17 protein-coding genes and 2 pseudogenes are annotated in these 22,390 nt (G+C 67.2%); 14 read left to right on the forward strand and 5 right to left on the reverse strand.

Annotated elements, in window-relative coordinates; genetic code table 11:
- Positions 1–1,231: 1,231 nt before the first annotated feature.
- The 8 genes from EQG76_RS28870 to EQG76_RS28905 are packed head-to-tail and all read left to right on the forward strand — an operon-like array spanning position 1,232 to position 8,720.
- Positions 1,232–2,362 carry an efflux RND transporter periplasmic adaptor subunit gene (locus EQG76_RS28870; RefSeq protein WP_159718653.1) on the forward strand — a complete coding sequence of 377 codons (1,131 nt, stop codon included), beginning with the start codon at positions 1,232–1,234 and terminating at the stop codon, positions 2,360–2,362.
- Positions 2,359–5,439 carry an efflux RND transporter permease subunit gene (locus EQG76_RS28875; protein WP_159718655.1) on the forward strand — a complete coding sequence of 1,027 codons (3,081 nt, stop codon included), beginning with the start codon at positions 2,359–2,361 and terminating at the stop codon, positions 5,437–5,439. The genes EQG76_RS28870 and EQG76_RS28875 overlap by 4 nt, the downstream gene beginning before the upstream one ends.
- An 11-nt stretch (positions 5,440–5,450) precedes the next feature.
- On the forward strand, positions 5,451–5,879 hold the full coding sequence (locus tag EQG76_RS28880; protein WP_159718657.1) for an EF-hand domain-containing protein: 429 nt from the start codon (positions 5,451–5,453) through the stop codon (positions 5,877–5,879).
- Positions 5,876–6,286, forward strand: a complete 411-nt coding sequence (locus EQG76_RS28885; protein ID WP_159718659.1) for a hypothetical protein — start codon at positions 5,876–5,878, stop codon at positions 6,284–6,286. Before EQG76_RS28880 ends, EQG76_RS28885 begins: the two co-directional genes overlap by 4 nt.
- A 52-nt stretch (positions 6,287–6,338) precedes the next feature.
- Positions 6,339–7,835: an alpha/beta hydrolase gene (locus EQG76_RS28890; RefSeq protein ID WP_159718661.1), complete on the forward strand. Its 1,497-nt coding sequence runs from the start codon at positions 6,339–6,341 to the stop codon at positions 7,833–7,835.
- Positions 7,836–7,846: 11 nt separating this feature from the next.
- Positions 7,847–8,230, forward strand: a complete 384-nt coding sequence (locus EQG76_RS28895) for a hypothetical protein (protein ID WP_159718663.1) — start codon at positions 7,847–7,849, stop codon at positions 8,228–8,230.
- Positions 8,209–8,424, forward strand: a complete 216-nt coding sequence (locus EQG76_RS28900) for a hypothetical protein (protein WP_159718665.1) — start codon at positions 8,209–8,211, stop codon at positions 8,422–8,424. Before EQG76_RS28895 ends, EQG76_RS28900 begins: the two co-directional genes overlap by 22 nt.
- Complete coding sequence (locus tag EQG76_RS28905) at positions 8,409–8,720, forward strand: 6TM ABC transporter family protein (protein ID WP_159718667.1); 312 nt, start codon at positions 8,409–8,411, stop codon at positions 8,718–8,720. Before EQG76_RS28900 ends, EQG76_RS28905 begins: the two co-directional genes overlap by 16 nt.
- On the opposite strand, the pseudogene EQG76_RS33775 reads toward EQG76_RS28905, so the two are convergent.
- Positions 8,717–10,171, reverse strand: a pseudogene (locus EQG76_RS33775) (GntP family permease). The gene EQG76_RS28905 and the pseudogene EQG76_RS33775 sit on opposite strands and share 4 nt — an antisense overlap.
- A 4-nt stretch (positions 10,172–10,175) precedes the next feature.
- Positions 10,176–11,227: pseudogene (locus EQG76_RS28915) on the reverse strand (patatin-like phospholipase family protein).
- A 357-nt stretch (positions 11,228–11,584) separates the two neighbouring features.
- Here EQG76_RS28915 and EQG76_RS28920 point away from each other — a divergent pair.
- The 6 genes from EQG76_RS28920 (at position 11,585) to EQG76_RS28945 (ending at position 17,678) form a co-directional block, all read left to right on the forward strand.
- The gene (locus EQG76_RS28920) at positions 11,585–12,100 is read left to right on the forward strand and encodes a YqhA family protein (protein WP_255476610.1); all 516 of its coding nucleotides are present in this window, start codon (positions 11,585–11,587) and stop codon (positions 12,098–12,100) included.
- A gap of 371 nt (positions 12,101–12,471) precedes the next feature.
- Positions 12,472–13,479 carry a glutaminase A gene (gene glsA, locus EQG76_RS28925; protein WP_159718671.1) on the forward strand — a complete coding sequence of 336 codons (1,008 nt, stop codon included), beginning with the start codon at positions 12,472–12,474 and terminating at the stop codon, positions 13,477–13,479.
- 82 nt (positions 13,480–13,561) lie between these two features.
- On the forward strand, positions 13,562–15,202 hold the full coding sequence (locus tag EQG76_RS28930; protein WP_407925582.1) for an MFS transporter: 1,641 nt from the start codon (positions 13,562–13,564) through the stop codon (positions 15,200–15,202).
- Positions 15,203–15,470: 268 nt separating this feature from the next.
- Positions 15,471–15,857: a type II toxin-antitoxin system death-on-curing family toxin gene (locus tag EQG76_RS28935; RefSeq protein ID WP_159718678.1), complete on the forward strand. Its 387-nt coding sequence runs from the start codon at positions 15,471–15,473 to the stop codon at positions 15,855–15,857.
- A 613-nt stretch (positions 15,858–16,470) separates the two neighbouring features.
- Complete coding sequence (locus EQG76_RS28940; RefSeq protein ID WP_159718673.1) at positions 16,471–16,764, forward strand: ribbon-helix-helix domain-containing protein; 294 nt, start codon at positions 16,471–16,473, stop codon at positions 16,762–16,764.
- Between the two features lie 377 nt (positions 16,765–17,141).
- Complete coding sequence (locus tag EQG76_RS28945; protein WP_159718674.1) at positions 17,142–17,678, forward strand: replication protein RepA; 537 nt, start codon at positions 17,142–17,144, stop codon at positions 17,676–17,678.
- A 799-nt stretch (positions 17,679–18,477) separates the two neighbouring features.
- Here the strand turns inward: EQG76_RS28945 and EQG76_RS28950 are convergent.
- The 3 genes from EQG76_RS28950 to EQG76_RS28960 form a co-directional block, all read right to left on the reverse strand.
- Positions 18,478–19,296 (reverse strand): DUF2182 domain-containing protein, encoded by an 819-nt coding sequence (locus EQG76_RS28950; RefSeq protein WP_200841218.1) that lies wholly within the window; start codon positions 19,294–19,296, stop codon positions 18,478–18,480.
- A 26-nt stretch (positions 19,297–19,322) separates the two neighbouring features.
- Positions 19,323–19,925, reverse strand: a complete 603-nt coding sequence (locus tag EQG76_RS28955; protein WP_159718675.1) for a DUF1326 domain-containing protein — start codon at positions 19,923–19,925, stop codon at positions 19,323–19,325.
- 41 nt (positions 19,926–19,966) lie between these two features.
- The coding region (locus EQG76_RS28960; protein WP_159718676.1) for a hypothetical protein at positions 19,967–22,390 on the reverse strand (2,424 nt) is incomplete at its 5' end.

Raw genomic sequence — 22,390 nt, forward strand, 5'->3', positions numbered from 1 at the left:
GGGGCTGGCAAGACCAGACAGTAGCACCGGCTCCCGGCCGCTACGCGATGGAGGAGCGGCCGTCGCGAGGAACGATCGCCCGGCATCGGACACGCCCTCGAGAGCGCGGCAGGGCAGAACCGGGAGGTGGAAAGGTGCGAACGGCTCTGCGCAGGGATGCGCTGCCTAGCCGCTCGCTCCCGCAGCATAGCAAACCGGCCAGGCAGCCGTAGTGCGGCGCAGCGTCCCGCCTGCGTGACGAGCAGGCGGTCGAGGACGACATGTCGACGGGCGCTATCTGGGCAGCGGCGACGAAAGCCAGTTTTCGCGGTGCGGTCGCTCGGGGTAGCGCTGGAGCCGGGGCCCGTCCGTCATGCCTCTGGCTAGCCGCTCCGCGACCCCAAGAAGGACCGCCCGGCAATGAGCCGGGCGGCAACACGAGGGAGGACATTCCACGCTCGACCAGCGAGGGGAAGGGGACCGGTGAGCATGCACGACAACAACTATCCGACCCGGCCCATCGTGCCCGCGACCAGACGTCGCTGACTGGGGAAGAGGATTGTTGTGCCAAGGCAAGAATCAGTCCTGGAAAATAAAGCAGTCTTTCCGGAAGGACGGATCATTCAACCTAGGTGATCCAACACACCACATGGTGGCACCGCCACCCGCGGGCATGCTCATCCTCAAGGGGGCCCCGGGAGCCAGTCGGTCAAGCGGCGACGTACCAAGTGTGGTGGAACTTTCGCCGGGGATGGTGCTGCGGATCGAGCAGTTCCTGCCGACCAGGCGCGGTCAGGCTTTTGATGTCATAATCTCCCTACCGGGACGGGCAGCCTGCCTGCCGACGTGCATTGCGCCTGGTCATCCATATCGGCAGGCGGAACGTGCTGACGAACCGGGTTAGGCGGCGCTACCAACTCATCCAGTTTCGATCACGCGGGCTATCTCGACGATTGCTTGCGCGACCTTGCCAACTGTGGGTTCTTGGACCGGGGGAAGCAGGCAGAAGATCCCAGGTCGAACGTGAACTGCGGCGGTCGGCGAAGCCGCCGCATGTCGATCCGTTCCATTACAGCGCCGGTCGTGCCGGCCGGACGAGCGCTAGACTTCACTGTGCGGCACGAAGCTGTCGGACCTGATGCTGTGCGCGGCTTGGAATATCGGCGCTTCTCATGCTTCCTGGTGTGCAATATAGTACTCATTGCAGGACTGGGGATCTGTTGTCCCCGCCAACGCAAAGGACGCTCGCGCAATGAAGAGCACCTGGGTGGGCGAGAGACCCCAGGCCGATCTTCACGGCGGTCCCCGACGCTGGATCCTGACGCTCGCCATGCTGGCTCTCCCGGTCGGGCTTGCTGCCTGCGATGCGGAACCGGAGGCGGCAGCGCTGGAGGTCCGACCGGTCCGCACGGTGACGGTCGAGAAGCGCGCGGCCGGGGTGCCGGTGGTCCTGACCGGCCGCATCGAGGCCGAGGACGAGGTGGCTTTGGCTTTTCGTCTTTCTGGGCGCATGACCGAGCGGCCGGTGGCCCTGGGTGCCCGGGTCGAGCCCGGCGACGTCATCGCCAAGCTGGAGCCGCACAACGAGCTCAACGCGCTGCGGGCGGCAGAAGCCAGCCTCGCGGCCGCCGAGGGCCAGCTGGTCGAGGCACGGGCCGAGTTCCGGCGCCAGCAGATCCTGGCCGAGCGCGGCTTCGCGGCGCAGGCGGTCTATGGCCGGGCCCGCCAGGCACTGCAGACCGCGCAGTCGGCCGTGGATTCCGGCCGCGCACTCCTGAAGAACGCGCAGGACCAGGTGAGCTTCACCGAGCTTGAGGCCGATGCCGAAGGCGTGGTGACCGCGATTGGTGCCGAGCCAGGCGAAGTGGTCCAGGCCGGACAGATGATCGTCCGGCTAGCCCGCCAGGGCGGCCGTGACGCGGTGTTCGACGTGCCCGCTCAGGTGATCCGCTCCGCTCCGGCCGACCCGGTCATCTCCGTCACCCTGACCGAGGACCCGTCGGTGGTCGCCACCGGACGGGTGCGCGAGGTAGCGCCCCAGGCCGACCCGGTGACCCGCACCTTCGAGGTCCGGGTCGGGCTGGCCGACCCGCCGCCGGACATGCGGCTGGGTGCCACCGTGACCGGAAGGATGGAGGTCGACCAGGGCGAGGTCATCGAGCTGCCCGCCTCCGCCCTCACCCAGCATGAGCGCCAGCCCGCCGTCTGGGTGGTCGACCCGGACGAGCAGACCGTGGCCCTGCGCGGCGTCGACGTGCTGCGCTTCTCGCCAGGTGCGGTGGTGGTGGCAGCTGGCATCGATCCCGGCGAGATCGTGGTGACCGCGGGCGTGCAGGCGCTCCATCCCGGGCAGAAGGTCCGTCTGCTCGAGCCCGCGTCGTGAGCAGGTTCAACCTGTCCGGCTGGGCGCTCGGCAACCGCTCCCTGGTCGTCTACTTCATGATCGTTGCCGTGCTCGCGGGGATTGCGGCGTTCATCGGCATCGGTCGCAATGAGGATCCAGCCTTCACCATCAAGACCATAGTGGTGCAGGCGGCTTGGCCCGGCGCCACGCTGGAGGACACCGCCCTTCAGGTCACCGAGCGGATCGAGCGCAAGCTACAGGAGCTGCCGGGCCTGGACACGCTGCGCAGCCAGACCCGGCCGGGTTTCGCCACGATCTTCGTCAATCTCGAAGGTTCGGTAACGGCGCCCGAGATCCCGGCAATCTGGCAGCAGGTGCGCAACGACATCGGCGACATCCGCCACACCATGCCGGAGGGGCTGGTCGGGCCATTCTTCAACGACCGGTTCAGCGACACGTTCGGCATCATCTACGGCTTCACGGCCGACGGCTTCACCCATCGCGAGCTGCGCGACCAGGTGGAAGCGGTCCGTTCGGAGCTGCTGCACGTCCCGGACGTCTCGGCGATCGAGATCATCGGCGCGCAGGACGAGGTGATCTTCGTCGAGTTCTCGATGGAGCAGCTGGCCAGCCTCGGCGTCGACCGCCCGGCCTTGCTGGCGGCCCTGCAGACCCAGAACGTGGTCCGGCCCGCGGGCGTCATCCAGACGGGAGACGAGCGGATCTCGGTGCGGGTCACCGGCGCCTTCCAGTCCGAGCGGGACATCCTCGACATCACCTTCGTGGCCGGCGCGCGGATGCTCCGGCTGGCCGACATCGCGACGGTCCGGCGCAGCTTTGCCGACCCGCCCCAGCCGATGTTCCGGGTGAACGGCCAGGACGCGATCGGGCTCGGCATCGCGATGCGCGACGGCGGCGACATCCTGGCACTGGGCCGCAACATCGAGCAGGCGATGGCCAGGATCACGAGCGACCTGCCAGTCGGCATCGAGCCGATCCTGGTGGCGGACCAGCCGGTCACGGTCGACCTCGCGATCGGCGAATTCACCACCTCGCTCTGGCAGGCGATTCTGATCATCCTGGTGGTGAGCTTCATCAGCCTAGGGGTGCGTCCGGGCCTGGTGGTGGCACTGGCGATCCCGCTCACGCTGGCGATCGTGTTCCCGCTGATGCAGGCGTTCGCCATCGACATGCAACGCATCTCGCTGGGCGCCCTCATCATCGCCCTGGCGCTGCTGGTCGACGACGCCATGACCACCACCGATGCCATGCTCACCCGACTGGCCGCGGGCGACGACAAGGTGGCGGCGGCCGAGTTCGCGTTCCGCCGCTATGCGTTTGCCATGCTGGCCGGCACCTTCGTCACGATCGCGGGCTTCGTGCCGGTGGGCTTCGCCCAGAGCTCGGCCAGCGAATACACCTTCTCCCTGTTCGCGGTGGTGACCATCGCCCTGCTGGTCTCCTGGCTGGTCGCGGTGATCTTCGCGCCACTGCTGGGCGTGGCGATCCTGGTCCGGCCGAAGCAGGCAGCGGTCAGGGCGCCGCGCGTGGTGCAGTGGTACCGTCGCCTGCTGGTCATCGCACTGCAGCTGCGCTGGGTGACGATCGCGATCACGCTCGCCTTGTTCATCGGCTCGATCTTGCTCCTGCCGCTGATCCCCAGGCAGTTCTTCCCCTCCTCCGACCGGCCGGAGCTGGTGGTCGACCTGACCCTGCCGCAGAACGCGTCCATCTATGCCAGCCAGACGATGACCAGTCGGTTCGACGATCTGCTGGAGGGCGATCCCGACGTGGTGCGCTGGAGCACCTATGTCGGGCGGGGTGCAATCCGCTTCTACCTGCCCCTCAACGTCCAGCTGCCCAACGACTTCTTCTCCCAGGCGGTGATCGTGGCGGCCGACGTCGAGGCACGCGAGCGGCTGCGGCAGAAGCTGGAGCTGGCGCTGGCCGAGCGCTTCCCGGAACTGGTGAGCCGGATCTATTCGCTGGAGCTGGGCCCGCCGGTCGGCTGGCCGGTGCAGTACCGGGTGAGCGGCCCCAACCTCGACCGGGTGCGCACGATCGCCCTGGACCTGGCCCAGCTCGTCGCGGCCAGCCCGCGGGTCGAGAAGGTCAATTTCGACTGGATCGAGCCCACCCGGGAGGTGCGCATCCATGTCGACCAGGAGCGCGCCCGGCTGCTGGGGCTCAGCACCGATGCGGTATCCGGCGTGCTGAATGCGGTGCTCACCGGCACGCCTGTCACCCAGCTGCGCGACGACATCTATCTGGTCAACGTGGTGGCGCGGGCCACGGACGAGCAGCGGGTCTCGCTCTCGACCCTGTCCACCCTGCAGGTCCCGCTGCCGGGCGGCCGGACCGTGCCGCTCAGCCAGTTCGCCAGCTTCGAATATGGCCAGGACTTCCCCCTGATCTGGCGGCGTGACCGCGTGCCGACGCTCACGGTCCAGGCGGACGTGATCCCGGGCGAATTGCCGGAATCGGTGGCCGACGAGCTGGCGGACGGGGTGGCGGGGCTGAACACCCGGCTCTCACAGGGCTACCGGATCGCCGTTGGGGGCACGGTGGAGGAAAGTGCCAAGTCGCAGGCCTCGGTGACAGCCGTGGTGCCGGCCATGCTGTTCCTCATGCTGACCGTGCTGATGGTGCAGTTGCGCAGCTTCCAGCGCCTGTTCATCGTGCTGACCGTGGCACCGCTCGGGCTGATCGGGGTGGTGCTGGCCCTGCTGGTGTCCGGCCGGCCGCTGGGCTTCGTCGCCATCCTGGGCATCCTGGCGCTGATCGGCATCGTCACCAAGAACGCGGTGATCCTGATCGGCCAGATCGAGAGCGAGCGCCAGCAGGGGCGAAGCGCCGTCGACGCCGTGGTCGAGGCCGGCACCGCGCGCTTCCGACCGATCATGCTGACGGCGATCTCCACCGTGCTCGGCATGATCCCGATCGCACCCACCGTGTTCTGGGGGCCGATGGCCTTCTCGATCATGGGCGGGCTGCTGGTCGGCACCGTCCTGACCCTGATCTTCCTGCCCGCGGTCTATGTCGCCTGGTTCAGCCTGCGCGGCAGCCCGGCCCCAGTCGAGGCACCGGCGGTGCCGTCCAGCGCCATCAGCGGATGAGGAGACGACCGATGATCACGACCAGAGCGCGCTGCTGGCCCCTTGCCCTTGTGATGGCGGGGGCTGCCTGGATGCTGCCCGGTGCGGCGTCCGCGCAGGAAGCCCTGCCTTCCTATGACTGGGGGCGGCTGGCCTTCGATACCGCCGACACCGACGGCGACGGCCTCATCAACGAGGCGGAGATGACCCGCGATGCCGCGGCCGGGTTCGCGGCACTCGACCAGGACGGCAGCGGCACCCTCTCGCCGGCGGAGCTGGGCGAGCATGATCCGGTTCTGTTCGCCAAGGTCGATGCGGACGGAAACGGACTGCTCACCTTCAAGGAGGTGATGACCAACAAGGTCCGGGCGTTCGATCAGGGTGACCGGGACGACGATGGCGGCCTGAGCTTCGACGAGATGGTCACGATCGTGGACATGGAGACAGGAGAAGCGCGATGAACCCCGCCAAGCCGACGGGCCGGCCCCGCAGTGTCGTGATCCTCCTGGCGCTGCTGACCTGCAGCGCTCTCGTCGGCTGCGAGGGTGGCGGCGGCGGGACCGCGTCGCCGGGCGTGGGCACGGTGGGTGGCGCGGTGGCCGGTGCCGGGGTCAGCCGGGCGGTGTTCGGCAACAGCAGCTCGGCCATGCTGATCGGCGGTGCGGTGGGCGGACTCGCCGGTAACATGACCTTGGACCGCCAAGCCGAGGAGCGCCGCCGCCAGCAGGCGGTCGAGGACCGGCGGACCGCCCAGCAGCTGCAGCTCGACTTCGAGCGCCAGCGGGCCCTGCAGGAGGAGCAGACCCGGCTCGAGATCGAGGAGCAGCGCCTGTTCCGGGAATGGCAGCGCGAACGCACCGGCAGCTGACGCGCAGGCACGAGCGGATGCGCCCGGCGGGAGTTGAATGGATGCAGGGCGCATGAGCAGGCTCCGCCGGATCGGTGCACGGACGAGTTGGGTGGCCAAACGGGTGGCGCTGCTCGTGCTGATCGCGCTCGCCACCTTCCTGGCGACCCGCATCTGGGATTCGCAGCGCGGCCTGCCGCTCGAGATCTGGCACACCTTCGTGCCCGACGAGCTGGACGCCGAGGTACTCGACCAAGTCGACTGGGCGGCTTACCTCGCCCGGGAGCAGGAGATCTTCGACGAGCTGCGAGTCGAGGTGACCCAACAGCTCGAGCCGGAGGACCGCGTCCCGGTCAACCGCTACTTCGACCGCAGCCCAATCTATCCCGGCCGCTTCGCCGACGACTGGAACCGCTCGCACCTGCTCGAGCCGGACGGCAGACCCCGGGGCGCCGCGGTGCTCCTGCACGGGCTGACCGATGCGCCTTACAGCCAGCGTCATATCGGCGAGCTCTACCGGGACCACGGCTTCGTCGCGATCATCCCGCGCCTGCCGGCGCACGGCACCGTGCCGGGGGCGCTCACCGACATCGAATGGGAGAGCTGGGCAGCGGCGACACGGCTGGCGGTGCGTGAAGCGCGACGGCGGATCGGGCCCGACCTGCCCCTGCACCTGGTGGGCTTCTCCAATGGCGGGGCGCTCGCCATGAAGTATGCGCTCGATGCCCTGGAGGACCCGGAGCTGACCCGGCCGGACCGGCTGGTCCTGGTCTCGCCGATGATCGGCATCACGGCCTTTGCCCGCTTTGCCGGCGTTGCCGGCTGGCCGGCGATCTTTCCGGCGTTTGCCAAGGCCGCCTGGCTGGCCGTCCTGCCCGAGTTCATCCCGTTCAAGTACAACTCGTTCCCGATCAATGGCGCCCGCCAGTCCTTCCTGCTCACCCAGGCGCTGCAGCCGCGCATCGCCCGGCTGGCGCGGGAGAACCGTCTCGGTGACCTGCCGCCGGTCCTGACCTTCCAGTCGGTGATCGACTTCACCGTCAGCACCCGTGCCATCATCACCGCCCTCTACGCGCAGCTCCCGGCGAATGGCAGCGAGCTCGTGCTGTTCGACCTGAACCGGACCGTGAAGTTCGGCCCGCTCCTGAACACGCGAGTTGATGCGGTCCTGAACCGGGTCTTGCCGGCCGCACCGAGGGCGTTTCGCACCACGATCCTGGCCAATGCCGGGCCCGACAGCCTGGACATGGTCGAGCGGGTCACCGAGCCCGGGTCGGTCGAGGAGCGGACCCGGCCGCTGGACCTGCACTATCCGAAGGACGTGTTCTCGCTGTCCCACGTGGCCCTGCCCTTCCCGGTGGATGACGGGCTTTATGGGCTGACGCCCGATCCGGCCGAGGATTTCGGCATCCATCTGGGCGCCATGGCGACCAGGGGCGAGCGCGGTGCCCTAATCGTCAGCCTGGATTCGCTGCTGCGCATCACCTCCAACCCGTTCTTTCCCTACATGCTGGAGCGGATCGCCGAAGAAATCGCCGTGCCAGTCGGAGCCCAGAAGGCACCGCAATGAGCGGGATGAGGATGGGTGAACTTTACCGCGCGATCTGGCGGGTCACCGATCGGCAGCAAGCCATCCTGATCGTCCTGTCGGTGCTGGTGGCCACCGTGGCCACCGTGGCCGCCCTGCCGCTCAAGTTCCAGCAGCTCGCGATCAACAGCCTCATCTATGGCGGCGACGTGCGCCAGCTCGCCTGGCTGTGCGCCGGCTTTCTCGCAGCGCTGCTGCTCAGCGCCAGGCTGAAGCTGCTGCTGGGCCTGCGCATGGCGACGGGTGGGCGAACGGGCCGGGCGACGCGCCGACACCCGGGACGCTGGTGGCAATGGTCTCGGCCGAGGCCGAATCGGTCGGCGCCTTCGCGGGTGCGGCGATCGCCTCGCCGGTCGTGCAGCTCGGCACGCTGGTGAGCGTGATCGGCTTCATCGTGGCAAGCCAACCCTGGCTGGGCCTGCTGGCGCTGATCGTTGTGGTACTTCAGGCGGCGATCGTGGTGGTCGTCCAGCATCGGATCAACCTCCAGGTGCAGACACGGGTCCAGGCCCTGCGCGATGCCTCGGCCCGGATCTCCAGGGTGACCTGGCGGCCGTGGACGATGCGGTGATCTCGGACTTCCACGACATCTTCCACACCCGCCGCCGGATCTTCGCCCTCAAGCTGTCGTCTAAGGCGGCGATCGGGGCGATCAGCGGGCTCGGTAAGGTCGGCATCCTGTTCCTGGGCGGCTGGCTGGTGCTGCGGGGCCAGAACGACGTCCGCACGGTGGTGGCCAGTCTGACCGGCCTCATGCGCATCGAGGGGCCGTGGCGCGACCTGGTCGGCTTTTTCCGCCAGGCCAGCACGGTGCGGGTCAAGTACGGCATGCTGGCCGACGCGGTCGCCACCCGCCCGGAGCGCTAGAACGAGCCAAGGAGCGAACCCAGCACGATCACCGCCGCCAGGGCCAGGACCGCGCCCACGATCGCCACCATGAACGGGTCCATATAGCTTTCGCGATGGGTCGAGCCGCAGACGGCGAGCAGGGTCACGACGGCACCGTTGTGCGGCAGGCTGTCGAGCGTGCCGGCACCGATCACCGCCACGCGGTGCAGCAGTGCCGGGTCGATGCCGGCCTGGCTGGCGATCTCGAGATGGGTGGCGCCCAGCGCATCCAGGGCGATGGTGAGGCCGCCGGATGCGAAACCGGTCAGCGCCGCCAGGATGTTGGTGGCGGCGGCCAGCGAGACCAGCGGCCCACCGCCAATCGACAGCACCCAGTCGCGCACCAGGGCGAATGCCGGCATCGCCGCTACGACCGCGCCAAAACCGACCAGGCTCGCCACGCTCAGGATCGGCAGGACGGAGGCGTTGGGACCGGCGTCCATGCTGACCCTGAGGGTGGTGAGCCGCCGGCCGCTCACGAGCAGCAGGACGAGGATCGCTGCCGCGAGCCCGGTCGCCACCGCTCAGACGCCGGCGACCGCCTCCAGTGACACGCCGCCGAACCGCTCCTCGGCAAGGTAGCCGGTGTCCAGGCGCGGCAGCACCAGCATCACCATCAGGAAGTTCACGCACACCACCACGACCAGCGGCAGCATCGCCAGCTGGACCGGCGGGCCCACCGGCGCAGGCTGGCCGTGGCTGATCTCGGCCGGGTCGAACTCGCGGGCCGTGGTGGCCCGTTCGCGCACCAGTTCATGGGCGGCCGCGTCCTGCGGCATGGCATCGGCAGCAGCGCCATAGCCCAGGCCAGCCCGGCGCGCTGCGGCTTCCCTGTGCCCGAGCCACCAGAGGCCGAAGCCCAGCATGATCACCGAGGCGAGGATGCCCAGTCCCGGTGCTGCGAACGGGGTGGTGCCGAAGAACGGCATCGGGATCGCGTTCTGGATGGCGGGGGTGGCCGGCAGCGCCGACATGGTGAAGGTCGAGGTGCCGAGTGCCCCGGCGGCCGGCATCAGCCGGCGCGGGATGTCGGCCTGGCGAAACAGGGCCTGGGCCATCGGCACCAGGACGAAGATCGCCACGAACAGGCTGACCCCGCCATAGGTGACCAGCGCACCGGCCAGCACCACCGCCAGGACCGCGCGGCGGGGACCCAGCCGCTCGGTCATGAACGCCGCGATGGTGGCGACCGAGCCGGAGTCCTTCATCAGCTTGCCGAACAGGGCGCCCAGCAGGAACAGCGGGAAGAACTGGGCGACGAACCGGGCAGCACTGCCCATGAAGGTCTGGGTCCAGTGCGCCAGCAGCGGCTCGCCGGAAAAAGCAGCGGCGATCAGTGCTGCCAGTGGCGCCAGCAGCAGCACGCTCCAGCCCCGGAACGCCAGCCACACCAGAAGGGCTCGGCCCAGGAGGATGCCGGCCAGCCTCATCGGCTCACACGCCTTCGAGCAACTGGTCGAGATCGAGGGACGAGCGCCGGCCCAGGGTGTCGCCATGCTCGGTGAGGAACGCCGCGGCTGCCTGTCGGCCCTCGTCGCGCAGCATGGTCAGGAAGCCCCACTCCGCATTGAGCTTGGACGAGTAGCCCAGCTCCAGCAGCTTGGTGCTGCTCAACCCGGTGGATCCGCATGTTCGCCCAGGCCGCCGCCTCGTCACGACAGCTCGACGCCATGCGGCGCAGCAGGGCGATCATCCGCAGCTCCTTGAGCAGGACGGCGTTGAACGACACCTCGTTCAGCCGGTTGAGGATGTCGCGCGCCGACCTGGGCGTGCCCGGCCGCTCCACCGGGTTGATCTGCACCAGGATCGTGTCCCGCGACGAGCATTCGCGCACCAGCGGCGTGATGGTCGGGTTGCCGGAATAGCCGCCGTGCCCAGTAGGGCTCGCCATCGATCTCCACCGCCTGGAACAGGGCGGGCAGGCAGGCTGAGGCCAGCAGCACCTCGGGCCGCACCTCGCTGTTGCGAAACACCCGCCCGCGCCCGGTGCGCACGCTGGTCGCGGTGACGAACAGCCGGATCGGCGCGTCCCTCAGCCGGTCGAGGTCGATCTGCTCGGCCAGGACCGCCTCCAGCGGGTTGCTGCCGCCGGGGTTCAGGTCGTAGGGCGAGAATAGGCGCGAGGTCAGGTCTAGGGCCACGAACATCGGCGAGTTGTCGAGCGTCCAGCAGCCGAGCAGCACATCGAGCGGACCGCGCTGGAACGGGCTGGCGAGTGCGGCACGTGACACGCTGCGCCAGAACCGCTCCAGCGCCGCTTTCGCACCCGCGGCCCCGCCGGCGGCATGGCCGGCGACCAGCACCGCCGCGTTCGTGGCGCCCACCGAGGTGCCGGTGATGCCGTCGATAGTGAGCCAGGGCTCTTCCAGCAGACGGTCGATCACGCCCCATGTGAACGCCCCGTGCGACCCACCACCCTGCAGGGCGAGGTCGAGTAGGACGGGGCTGCGATCGCCGGTGCTGCCGGTGGCTGATGCGGTCGGCATGCAACCTCGCGCAAGGCAGATGAACAGGGAACGAGGCCACGGCCTGACCGGCCGACCACCCGCCGCTTCGGCCGGTACCGGTTACGGCCAAAGAACCGGCGGCCGTCCCGGCAAGACGCCTTGCCAAACGCGAGGCGTGCTCGTCCCGCCAGCCAGGAGCCAACCGTCACGACGTCATCTTCCCCTGGCAACAGTCATGCGCCCGAGACGACGCAGTCGTGCTTCTCCAATACTCTGGAGGCAATTCTTTGACAAGACAATCATGTAATAATATGTTCGTTGAACGACTTTCAGAGTTGCGATGGTCCATGCGCTCGACAACCTGCCACTGCCAGCCGCACTTCGCCCGGCCACTCTATGGCGACTGAGGCCGATCCGCCTCGTCCCACCGTCCTTCATCCCGGGGTACGGTTGTTCCTGTGGGTCTCGAAGCTGATCACCCTGATCGGGATCATATCCCTCATGGTGGCAGCATGTACCCTGCTGGCATTCGGCGCGATCGAGACCGGCCGCTATGTCACCCTGCTCGTGTCGCCGGGCGACACGCAGCTGACCAATCGCCAGATGTTTCTGGCCAGCATCAAGCTGGTTGACCTCGTCCTGCTCGCGACGGTGCTCCAGGTGGTCGCGTTCGGGCTCTACTCGCTGTTCATCGATCGCGGGATTCCGGCGCCCATGTGGCTACGCACCAGCGACTTCGACGGCTTGAAGAGCAAGCTCGCCGGCATCATCGCGGTGATGCTGGGTGTGCTGTTTCTCGAGCAGGTCATCAACGTGCCGCCCGGCCTGCGCCTCCTGGCCTCCGGCATTGCCACCGCCGGGGTGATCTTCGCCTTGAGCCATTTCATCCAGGTGCAGCCGCCCAAGGACTGAGGCAGCTTGGCCATCCGCCATCGCAGACGCCGGTCGCCGCGGACCGAGTCCCGCTTCGGGCCTGACTTCGCAGTGGATCGAGAGCCCGTATTGATGTACAGCAGGATAAAGTAGTGTATATTGGCTGAATGGAGCCTCCGGTCTCGTCAGAGACCGGAGAGACCTGTTCCATCCATATTTCGGCCGCTCTGGTGAGCCAGCCGGCTAAATCGTGCGCGCTATTTCCTCCCGGTTTCATGCGAGTTTCGGTCTGACTGCATCCTGATCGAACGCTTCGGCCTCGATCCATCTGGCAGAGCTGCGCCGCAGCCTCGTACCGCCCTTGGTGAACGCAGAACGAGTTTCAGCGCCAACCAGTTCGGAGCTGACCCATGTCCACGCTTCGCTCCCTCTACGACGCGGCCACCGGCCCGACCTATGTGTCGACCGGTCACCTGCCCCAGTCGGAGATGGTGCAGCAGCTCGTTGTCGAGGCCTATGAGCGCTACCGGTGGAACACCGATGGCCGGGTATCCAACGTCTACCCGGCGCTCGCGAGGGTCGCGGGCGACCTGTTCGGCATCTGCGTGGTCGGCACCAGCGGCAATGTCTACGAGATCGGCGACACGGCGCACGAATTCTCGATCATGAGCGTGTCCAAGCCCTTCGTCTTCGCACTCGTGTGCCAGGCACTGGGGCCTGAGGAGTGCCGGGACAAGCTCGGCGCGAACAGCACCGGGCTGCCGTTCAATTCCCTGGCGGCAGTCGAGTGGAGCGCCGACGGTCGGACCAACCCGATGGTGAATGCCGGCGCCATCGCGGCGACCAGCCTCGTGCCGGGTGTCACCGCCGACGACAAGTGGCAGAGCATCCATGCAGGATTGTGCGGCTTCGCCGGGCGGAAGCTGTCGCTGAACGAGGAGGTCTATGCTTCCGCCTCGGCGACCAACCTCCGCAACCGGAGCATCGCGCGCCTGCTCGAGAGCCTCGGCCGGATCTATTGCGACTGCGACCTGGCGGTCGACCTGTACACGCGGCAGTGCTCCTTGAACGTGAGCGCCCATGATCTGGCGGTGATGGGGTCAACCTTGGCCGATGGCGGCGTGAACCCGGTCACCCGGGAGCGGATCGTGGCTCCGGCCACCTGCCACTACGCACTGGCAGTGATGGCGACAGCCGGCCTCTACGAGAGTTCGGGCGACTGGCTCTACGACATCGGCCTGCCGGGCAAGAGCGGCATCGGCGGCGGCATTGTCACCGTCTCGCCCGGCAAGGGCGGGCTCGGCACGTTCGCCCCGCCCCTCGACGGCATGGGCAACAGCGTCAAGGGCCAGCTGGTCGCCAGGTTCCTGTCCCAGCGGTTGGGCATGGACCTGTTCGTCTCGAAGCCCGAGGCCTGAGCCAGTTCTGCAGGCCCCTTCCGTGCGGCCTGCCATCTCGATCGGCACAGAGGAACAACCGTAGCACGAAAGGGCCAAGGCGATGCGCAGCGCAGCGATACCGGCGGCCGGAGCAGAGGACGAGGTGCAGTCAGCATGGCTGCCGATGATCGTCATCGCCCTGGGCCAGGTGCTGATGTCGTTCAACGTCGCCTCCCTGCCCGTCGCTATCGGCGGGATGGTCGACAGCTTCGGCGTGCCGCCCACCACGGTCGCCACCGGAATCGTCATGTATTCGCTCGCCGTGGCCGGGCTGGTCATGCTGGGCGCCAAGCTCTGCCAGCGGTTCGGCGCGCAGCCCGTGTTCCGCGGGGTGGTGCTGATCTTCGGGCTGGCCATGGTGCTGATGACATTCAGCCCGAACGCGACGGTCATGATCGCATCTCAAGGCTTGGCGGGGATGGCCGGTGCCGCGCTGGTCCCCTCCCTGGTGGCGCTGATCGCCAACAACTACCGGGGCCGGCAGCAGGCCACCGCTTTGGGCGCGCTCGGCTCGGCCCGTGCCGGGGCCGGCGTGGCGGCCTTCCTCATCGGCGGCGTCCTGGGCACGTTCATCGGCTGGCGCCCGGCATTTGGCATCCTAATCGCCCTCTCGGCGATCGTGTTCGTGCTGAGCTTCCGGCTCAGGCGGGACGAGGGCCGGCCCGACGTGCAGATCGACCTGGTGGGCGTCGTCCTTGCGGCCGCCGCCATCATCCTCATCAGCTTCGGCTTCAACAATTTGAACCGGTGGGGGCTGGGTCTGGCCCGTCCGGGCGCGCCGTTCGACCTTCTGGGGCTGTCGCCGGCACCAGTGATGATCGTGCTCGGCATCGTGCTGGGCCAGGCGTTCCTGATGTGGACGCACCGGCGGCAGGCGGCCGGCAAGACGCCGCTGCTGGCGCTGGAGGTGATCGATTCGCCCAAGGAGCGGGCGGCCGTCTATGCGATGTTCACCATCGTCGCCCTGGAGGCGGCGCTCAACTTCACGGTGCCGCTCTATATCCAGATCGTTCAGGGGCGCACGCCGCTGGACACGGCGATCGCGATGATGCCGTTCAACCTGTCGGTCTTCTTCGCCGCCCTGCTGATCGTGCGCCTGTATGACCGGCTCCCTCCCCGCCAGATCGGGAGGCTCGCCTTCGCCATGTCCGCCGTGGCCCTTGTCTGGCTGGCGATGGTCGTCCGCAACGACTGGAGCACCTTCCCCGTGCTGGTCGGCCTAGTGCTGTTCGGCATCGGCCAGGGCTCGCTCGTGACCCTGCTGTTCAACGTCCTGGTCACCGCCTCACCCAAGGAGCTGGCCGGCGACGTCGGTTCGCTGCGCGGCACGACCAATAACCTGGCCGCGGCCGTCGGTACCGCGGTCGCGGGTGCGCTGGTGGTCGGGCTGCTGAGTGCTGGCGTGATGCGCAGCCTCGTGGACAACCCGATCATCCCGGTGGAGCTGAAGGAGGAGGTCGATCTCGACAACGTCAACTTCGTGAGCAACGACCGGCTGCTGGAGGTCATGCGGCAGACCAGCGCCACGCCGGAGCAGGTCGAGGAGGCCGTGCGCATCAACACCGAGGCCCGGCTGCGCGCGCTCAAGATCGGCCTGCTGATCATGGCCGGCTTCGCCCTGCTGGCCTTGATCCCGGCGGGACAGCTGCCCGACTACCGGCCGGGCGAGATCCCCCCTCAGCCGAAGCGGCAGGATAGCTGAACCCGATCGAGCTGCCCGGCATGCGGTGGCCGGGCGCTCCCTGACCAGGAGGGGAGCGGGCAGGATCGCGGCCGATCTCGTCTTGCAGTGCATCGCAGCCGATGCATTCGCCAGCCGTTTGATCATCGTACGGGATCGAGGACCACCGCTGCGAGCCGCAGCATCCGGGCGCTTTCATCCGCGACGAGATCCTGGCCGATCTGGAACCGACCCACGGGCTGCCGTTCGCGGTCACGTCGATCCAGACATAGGCAGTGCCGCTGTACACATTCTCGGTGCCGCGCTTCCGGCGCCGCCCGACCCGTGGGCGGCGGAGCTCGTCCGGCTGCTGGCCCTGGACGGTAGCCCGCCCGGGGTGCGCTCCTTGAACCTGCTCCGCTCTGCCCTGGCACGGCCACGCCAGCATCCGGCCTATGGTGATACGGTCGAGGCGGCAATGCTAGCAGCCCTCTACACGGCCGGCATCGTGCGCAGCCACCCGTTTGTGGACGGCAACAAGCGGACAGGCTTCCTGATCGGCGTGCTGTTCCTGGAGCTGAACGGCTGGACCTTCACCGCGGACGAGGCCGAGGCTACGCAGTCGGTGCTGGCGCTGGCGGCGGGGCAGATGGACGAGCATGCCTATGCCGCTTTCCTGACGGTCAATATGAGATAGCTATTCCTACAGATAGGGTGGCTTCCATGCTTGGAGGATCTTCATCCATTTGAGGATATAGGGGGTTGCGCTCTCCAAGCGCAGAAAATTTCTCTAACTCCGTTACTTAATTTCGCAATCATGCGCATCCGGGTGGGCCTGCGGTCTTTCCCGCGAAAGTTCCAGAGATTTACCCTCCCCTCCCCCATGCGCCGGGTATGGCAAGCACACCAGCCGACGCACAAGCATTGACATGTCACGACCTGCTCGCCGCGCCGTCGGCCAATCCGGTGGTGCCTCTGCTGCACCCGCCTTGCGCTTACACGTGCCTTTGCCACCGCTGATGCTTACGCGCACGAAGCTGCTGGCGCCGTCGCTGCTGGTCATGGCATGGCTGTCTCCCCAGGACGGGATGCTGCCACCCTCCAACCGGACAGACTTGTCGTACGCCGGCGGTACCAGGCCGCCCGGTTGGTCCCTTCGGCGGCCCATGGCCGGATCCGTACCAGCGCTGAGCCGCTTTTCGGCACGCAGCCTCCTTCCCTGTGCCCGTGCCGAGCTGAAGACGGTGTGGGCTGGCTACAGGAGATCGTCCATGAGCAGCAATAGGCGCGGGCGCTCGCTTGCGGAGGTCATGTCGCCCATCGACGACGAGCTGCCGGCGAGGCAGGGGGGCGCCGCTGGATCTGCCAGGGAAGAGCCGCACGGGAATGCGGTGCCAGTGGTGCCGGTCAACATCTTGGTTGCGCCGGAGGATCGGCGCCGGCTGCGCCAGCTCAGCCTCGACACTAACCTCAGCCTGCAGAAGCTCGGGCACGAGGCCTGGAATCTTCTGCTCGAAAAGCGCGGCTTGCCGCCTTTGAAGCCGGTCAGCGCGAATGTGCCGAGCGGGCGCACCGTCGGACGGGCCAGATCGTCAGGCTCATAGGTTCATAGGTGTAGAGCACCATAGATGAATAGTTTCTTAGCTTCATACGTCCTCAGATCAGTAACCGTATGGGGAGCCGGCCGACAGGAGCCGGCCAGGTGCGGATGCCCGACCCCTCGCTGCCAGGGGATGTGGACTCTGGCGACCAGGAACGACGACAGACCAGGAAGGCAACAACCGGACCAGGGTGTGGACTCTGCCGACCTCGCACCGGTACCCGCTTTTGTTGTCCACCGCACCATTTCGGCCACGCCTGCCTTTCCACCGGGATCTCGTGGACTTTGCCGACCCGATCGTGGACTCTGCCGGGCGATCAAATAGAAGAATCCAAATAACCTCAAATAGCTCTGGTCGGCAAAGTCCACATCGACAAGCGCGTGTTGCTGGCCCAGCCTGGGCAAGGCTCGTTCAAGAGGTACGGCATGGGGACGTTGCATGACCTGCTGGAGGCAAAGGGCAAGCAGGCCGTGCGTGAACTCGTAGAGGGCAGGCGTGGTGCCCGTGTGGTCGAAGCTGCCGCCAGCTGGGCGACCGACGAGGACATCGGCACCGGCACATGTACTCGGGCTGGTGCCAGACCGCCCTCCCGCACAAGCCAGCTCAAGAAACACGCCGTGCCGCTTCATGAAACGGCCATCAAGCACATCCGCAACTCTTCGATGGCACTCGACGTATACTGCTGGCTCGCCTACCGGCTCCACGCACTTACTGCAGCAAAACCTGTTTCCTGGGCTGCCTTGGCCGGACAGTTCGGTGCCGGCATCAAATTGCGCAAGCACTTCAAGCCCGCTTTCCTCGAAAGTCTTGCGTTTGCCCTGGCGGTCTATCGTGATGCCAGGGTCGAGGTAACCGAGACAGACCTGCTGCTGCACCCTTCGCAGCCGCCGGTCCGCAAGCTCTTGAGGCAAGGATAGGGGTGGTCGCCAAAGTCCACACCCTTTGCAACAACGCTCCTGGACCTGCCTCGAGCCTCGATCGGGAAGGATGGCGGGTCACCCCGACCAGCACGCGCTGGCGAACAATCGCCCTTCCGGTGGCCCGCCACCTGCTTGATATCGGCCTTCCCGGCGAAGCAGATCCTGGCCAGGTGCAGGGAGGGCCGGGTCGCCCGGCATTGGCTATCCATCCGGACGAGGCCGTGGGCTGCTCTCCCGGCTCAGGGCAGGGATGACGTAGGCCAGGCATTCGTAGCTGCGATCGGTCATGCGCAGCATATCCTCACCCAGGAGTTCGTCAGGATAGAGGGTGTGCGAGCTGGCCCATCAGCTCATCAGCCGGTGGCAGTCGAGGAAGGGGATCCCGGCCTCGCGCGCCCCTGTTCTCCATCTTTGTCGCCCAGGCCCAGTGCAAGGGCCTCCAATCTGGAAAGGGTGATGACAGACCTGGCGGCAGCCATAGGCCGGGGCAGAGGAGGGGACGAGCCCGCCACTGAACGGGGAGCAGGTCGCCAGCCCCACCCTGCAGACCTTCAAGGTGCCGTGCTCCCGCCTCATCGAAATCCTCAGGCGGGCGGCCGGACGATGCCGGCCAAGCCCTCACGACTGCGATGACCTTCGGTCGAGGTGGAAGGGCAACATACCGGCCAGCCATGCCCGGCAAACGAAGGCTCGAGCGAGCCGAGCCATCGCTATCAGAACGGTGCTGAGCTTCTCCTCCGTTACACGCAGCCGTAGGGCCTGCCCCGCCGCCACGTCATCTCATGCGTTAGCTCCGCTAATCCCCAAGACCCTGCACCGCCGCCATGCCCACGGCCGTCGTGATTAGAGCAAGCCCGAGCGGTGCCGCCAGCTTGCGGCCCCACCGGCTGTTCTTCTCAAGCGCCATCACCGCACCCAGCGCCAGCATCCAGCCGATACTGCCCGTGCCAACCGTGAACATCAGCAGCATGAGAAGCCAGCAGCAGCCGACGCAGTGGGCGCCGTGCGCCAAGCCGAGCCGGATGCTGTCCGAAACCGGCCGGCGGCCGCTCCAACGGGTGGCGATAAAGCTCAAAGGTGAGCGGCAGGCGTCCAGGCAGCGGTACTTGAGCGGGGAGAACTGGAAGAGGCCTGCCAGGAGGAAGACGAGCGCGCTGATCAGCCAACCATTGAAGCTGAGCCACACCGATTGCTGCACGAACACAAGCAGAATGAGGCCCGCGGAATGCGCCGCAACACCGACGCCGAGCCAGACCACCAGATAGCTGACCAGCAGCAGGCAGAGGAGTGATGCAGCGTGCGGCTGCCGCATGGTGAGGCGGCGAAACACGGTGACGAACGGCAAGGTGGTCGGCAGCATCATGGCTGCGGTCATCAGCGTCCAGCCTCCAAGATAGAGGAACGCTGGCATCACCACCTCACCAGCCGGCAGGGCCGCACAGAGACCCGCGGCAATACCGAGTCTGGTCCAGTCGTGGTCAAGGTAGCGGGCGTAGGGCGACATGTCCCAGACTGCGAGCGCCAGCCACGCCAGGAGCATGGTGCCGACAAACAGGGGCACGAATAGCCGGTCGTGCGGCGTCAATGCGGGACGCGTGAAGGCCGGCGGAACCACTCCTCCTCTCCCTGCAGCCCGGACGCTCAGCTCTGCAGCTCGAAATAGCCCTGGATCGCGTTGTGGCCGGCAAGGTCGAGGTCGATGCCGAGTTCCGGCTGTACCATGCGAAAGCGCGATGCCTTGGCCACATAGGCCGGCGAGCCCGGAATGGTGGAGAAGATGCTCTCGACCAGCCGCGTCGGCTCTCCGCCAGGCCCACGATAGGGCTCCATCGTGGCTTCAACAGCACCGCCGATCCGGAATGTTCCCTGGCCCTTCTCCACGGTGAAGGTGATGGGTGCACGACGCGCCGCCACCTCCTCACCGACCAGTTGCGCGAGCTGGGCCACCGGTCCGCCGAGCTCGCCCCGGAACACCTTGAGCAACGCCTCCTCCTGGGCAGGGCTGGCCCGGTCGTCGACGTAGCGGATGATGCGCCACTGCCCGGCCAGGACGTTGCCCGGGATGAACACCGCCGTGGCGAAGACCAGGCCCGAGACGTCGAGGCCATCGATCTCGCCGCGCTCGATCCGATAGGCGAGCGATGACTGACAGGTGCCGTTATCCGGATTCTCGCCGATCCAGCAGGGGCAGAGCGTGTTGCAATCACAGACTTCGAGCAGATCACCTACCAGATGATAGCCCATCGTCGCCTCCCCGAGCCTTTCTGACACGGTTAAGCCTGAATCTATACACCCGCTGCGCCCTTTTCTTCCAGCTCCGTCACGACGGCCCAGGCTTGCTGAAGCTCTGGCGTGATGGCCTCCTGATCAACTCCTCTGAGGCACGCGGCGAGGAGCTTGCGTGCTTCAGTGCTGTGCTCCTGGTCCGGATCCAGCCGGGCAAGCCGAAGCCTGCCGCGTAGGACAAGCGAGGCAGCACCCTGCGCGTGCGCAATCTCGACTGCCTGACCGTAGCAGGCCGCCGCCATCTCCTGATTGTCTGGTGCCACGGCCAGCCCTACGTCGCCTTTCAGCAGCCAGAGGTTGGCGTCGTTCCACCTTTCCTCGTTACGCTCCGCGGCGGCGAATGCGTCCTCAAGGACAAGGACCGCTGCATCCGGCTGCGCGGCCCGGAGATGGAGTTCCGCCAGGAGGCCCAGATAGTAGGGCAACCTCAGCTCCGCGCCTGTGGCTTGGATGCTGGCCAAGCCTGCCTCGATGCGGCGGATGCCTTCCGCCGCGGCCCTGGTTCCGTCCGCCGCCGAAGCCCAGCCTGCCAGAATATCCGACCACGCTCGGTAATAGGTGAAGCCGTGCTCGCCCGCGACCGCCAACGTCGCCCCCGCCAGCTCGTGGACGCGGGCCGGCTCTCCCCGGAACTGGCGCAGCATGGTTTCATAGGCGAGCGCCAGAGCAAGGCTGAACGGTTGTCCCAGCTGGCGGGCAAGTTCGATTGCCCGGTGCGCCCCATCGAGGGCGCGCCTGTGGTTGCCGAGGTGCCAGTCGCAATGGGCGGCATAGGCCCGGTTGAAGACAGCAACGCTTACGCCCAGCGACGTGGCGTTCATGAGCTCACCCGTGTCTTTGAGCTGGACCATTGCCGCCTTGAGGCTGTCGCGCGCGTCGCAGAAGCGTCCGAGGTGGAAGAGAGTGTAGCCCTTCGCGTTGTATGCATCGGCCCGGATGACCGGACCTGCTTCCTGCCGGACCAATTCAAGGAGTTCAGCGGCCAGCTCCTGGGCGCGCCGCAGCCGCGCGCGCACGTGAAACACTGAGCACAGGCCACGCAGCGCGGTGGCCACATGCGGTCGGTCGCCAAGCTCGCGACCAAGCTGGCGGGCCCGCTCGTGCGCAAGCTCCACTTCCGGCGCCGCCCATCCCTTGATCGCAGTCAGGGCAGACGCGAGTGCGGCTTGCAGTTCCAGTTCCTGCCGTGCGTGCTCCTCCGTGGCCGGCAGCGTCGCCAGGACTGCGAGCCCGCGGGTAAGATGATTGATGGCCTCTTTATGCGCCGACTGACCGGCAGAACGCTGGCCGGCCCGAAGCCAGTACTCCACCGCTTTCTCGTTGATGCCAGCCTCGGTCAGGTGGTGCGCAAGCGTTTCAGGCTCGGTCTCGGCAACATCGCTCTGCCGCTCGAGCGCGTCCGCGATCCTGCCGTGCAGCTGCTGGCGCCGTGACCGTAGCAGCGATTCGTAGGCCGCGTCGCGGACAAGGGCGTGCTTGAAGCTGTAGGTGGCCTTGGGCGGGGTCCCATGCCGAAACACGAGCTCAGCCCGGACCAGCTGCTCGAGGGCATCGTGGAGGTGCCGTGCGCTAAGATCGACGACCGCAGCCAGGAGCTCATGGCCGAAGTCCCGGCCAATGCATGCCGCCGTCTGCGCAACCTGCTTGACCGACAATAGCCGGTCGAGGCGAGCCATTAGCGAGTCACTGAGTGATGCCGGAATGGCGAGCGACGGCAACGGGCTCGTCAGGGTGAGGGCGTTCCCCGTCTCCGTCAGTAGCCCGGCCTCGAGCACCGTCTTGGTGAGCTCCTCGGTGAACAGCGGCATGCCCTCGGTCCGGGCCAGGATCGCATTCACCACTTCCGCTGGCAGGTGACGCCCGCCCGCGACGTGGGTGACCAGTATCTCTGCCTGATCGCGCCCGAGACGGTTCAGGGTCAGCCATGTGACGTGCGGGAAGCTTGCCCAAGGCGGCTCCAGCTCAGGGCGGAAGGTGACCACCAACAGGACCCTGAGCCGGCGGATGCGGTCGACAACCAGGTCGAACAGCTCCCTGGTCGTGGGATCGAGCCAGTGCGCGTCCTCGAGGATCAGAAGCACTGGCCGCCGCTCTGCCAGGCCCTCGAGCTGGGCCATCAGCGCGGCAAGAGTACGGGCCTTCCTCTCCTGCGGCGTCAGGGTGAGAGTTGGGAGCACACCGTCGCTCGGCACACCCAGGAGATCGGCCAAGAGTATCACCATCTCCTCCGTCGCCTCGACGGCTTCGGCCAGCAGGGCGCGGAGCTTAGCGACCTTTTCTGCCGGCCTGTCATCGCGGCTGAACTGGGCTGCCCGTTCGAGCTGCCGCGCGGCTGGCCACAAGGCGCTGTTCGTGTGATGGGGCGAGCAAGCATAGCTGATCCGGGTGCGGTCCTCGGTCCGCAGCCGCTCCCGCAGCGCCAG

The organism is Geminicoccus flavidas (genome assembly GCF_009806515.1).
Lineage (GTDB): Bacteria > Pseudomonadota > Alphaproteobacteria > Geminicoccales > Geminicoccaceae > Geminicoccus > Geminicoccus flavidus.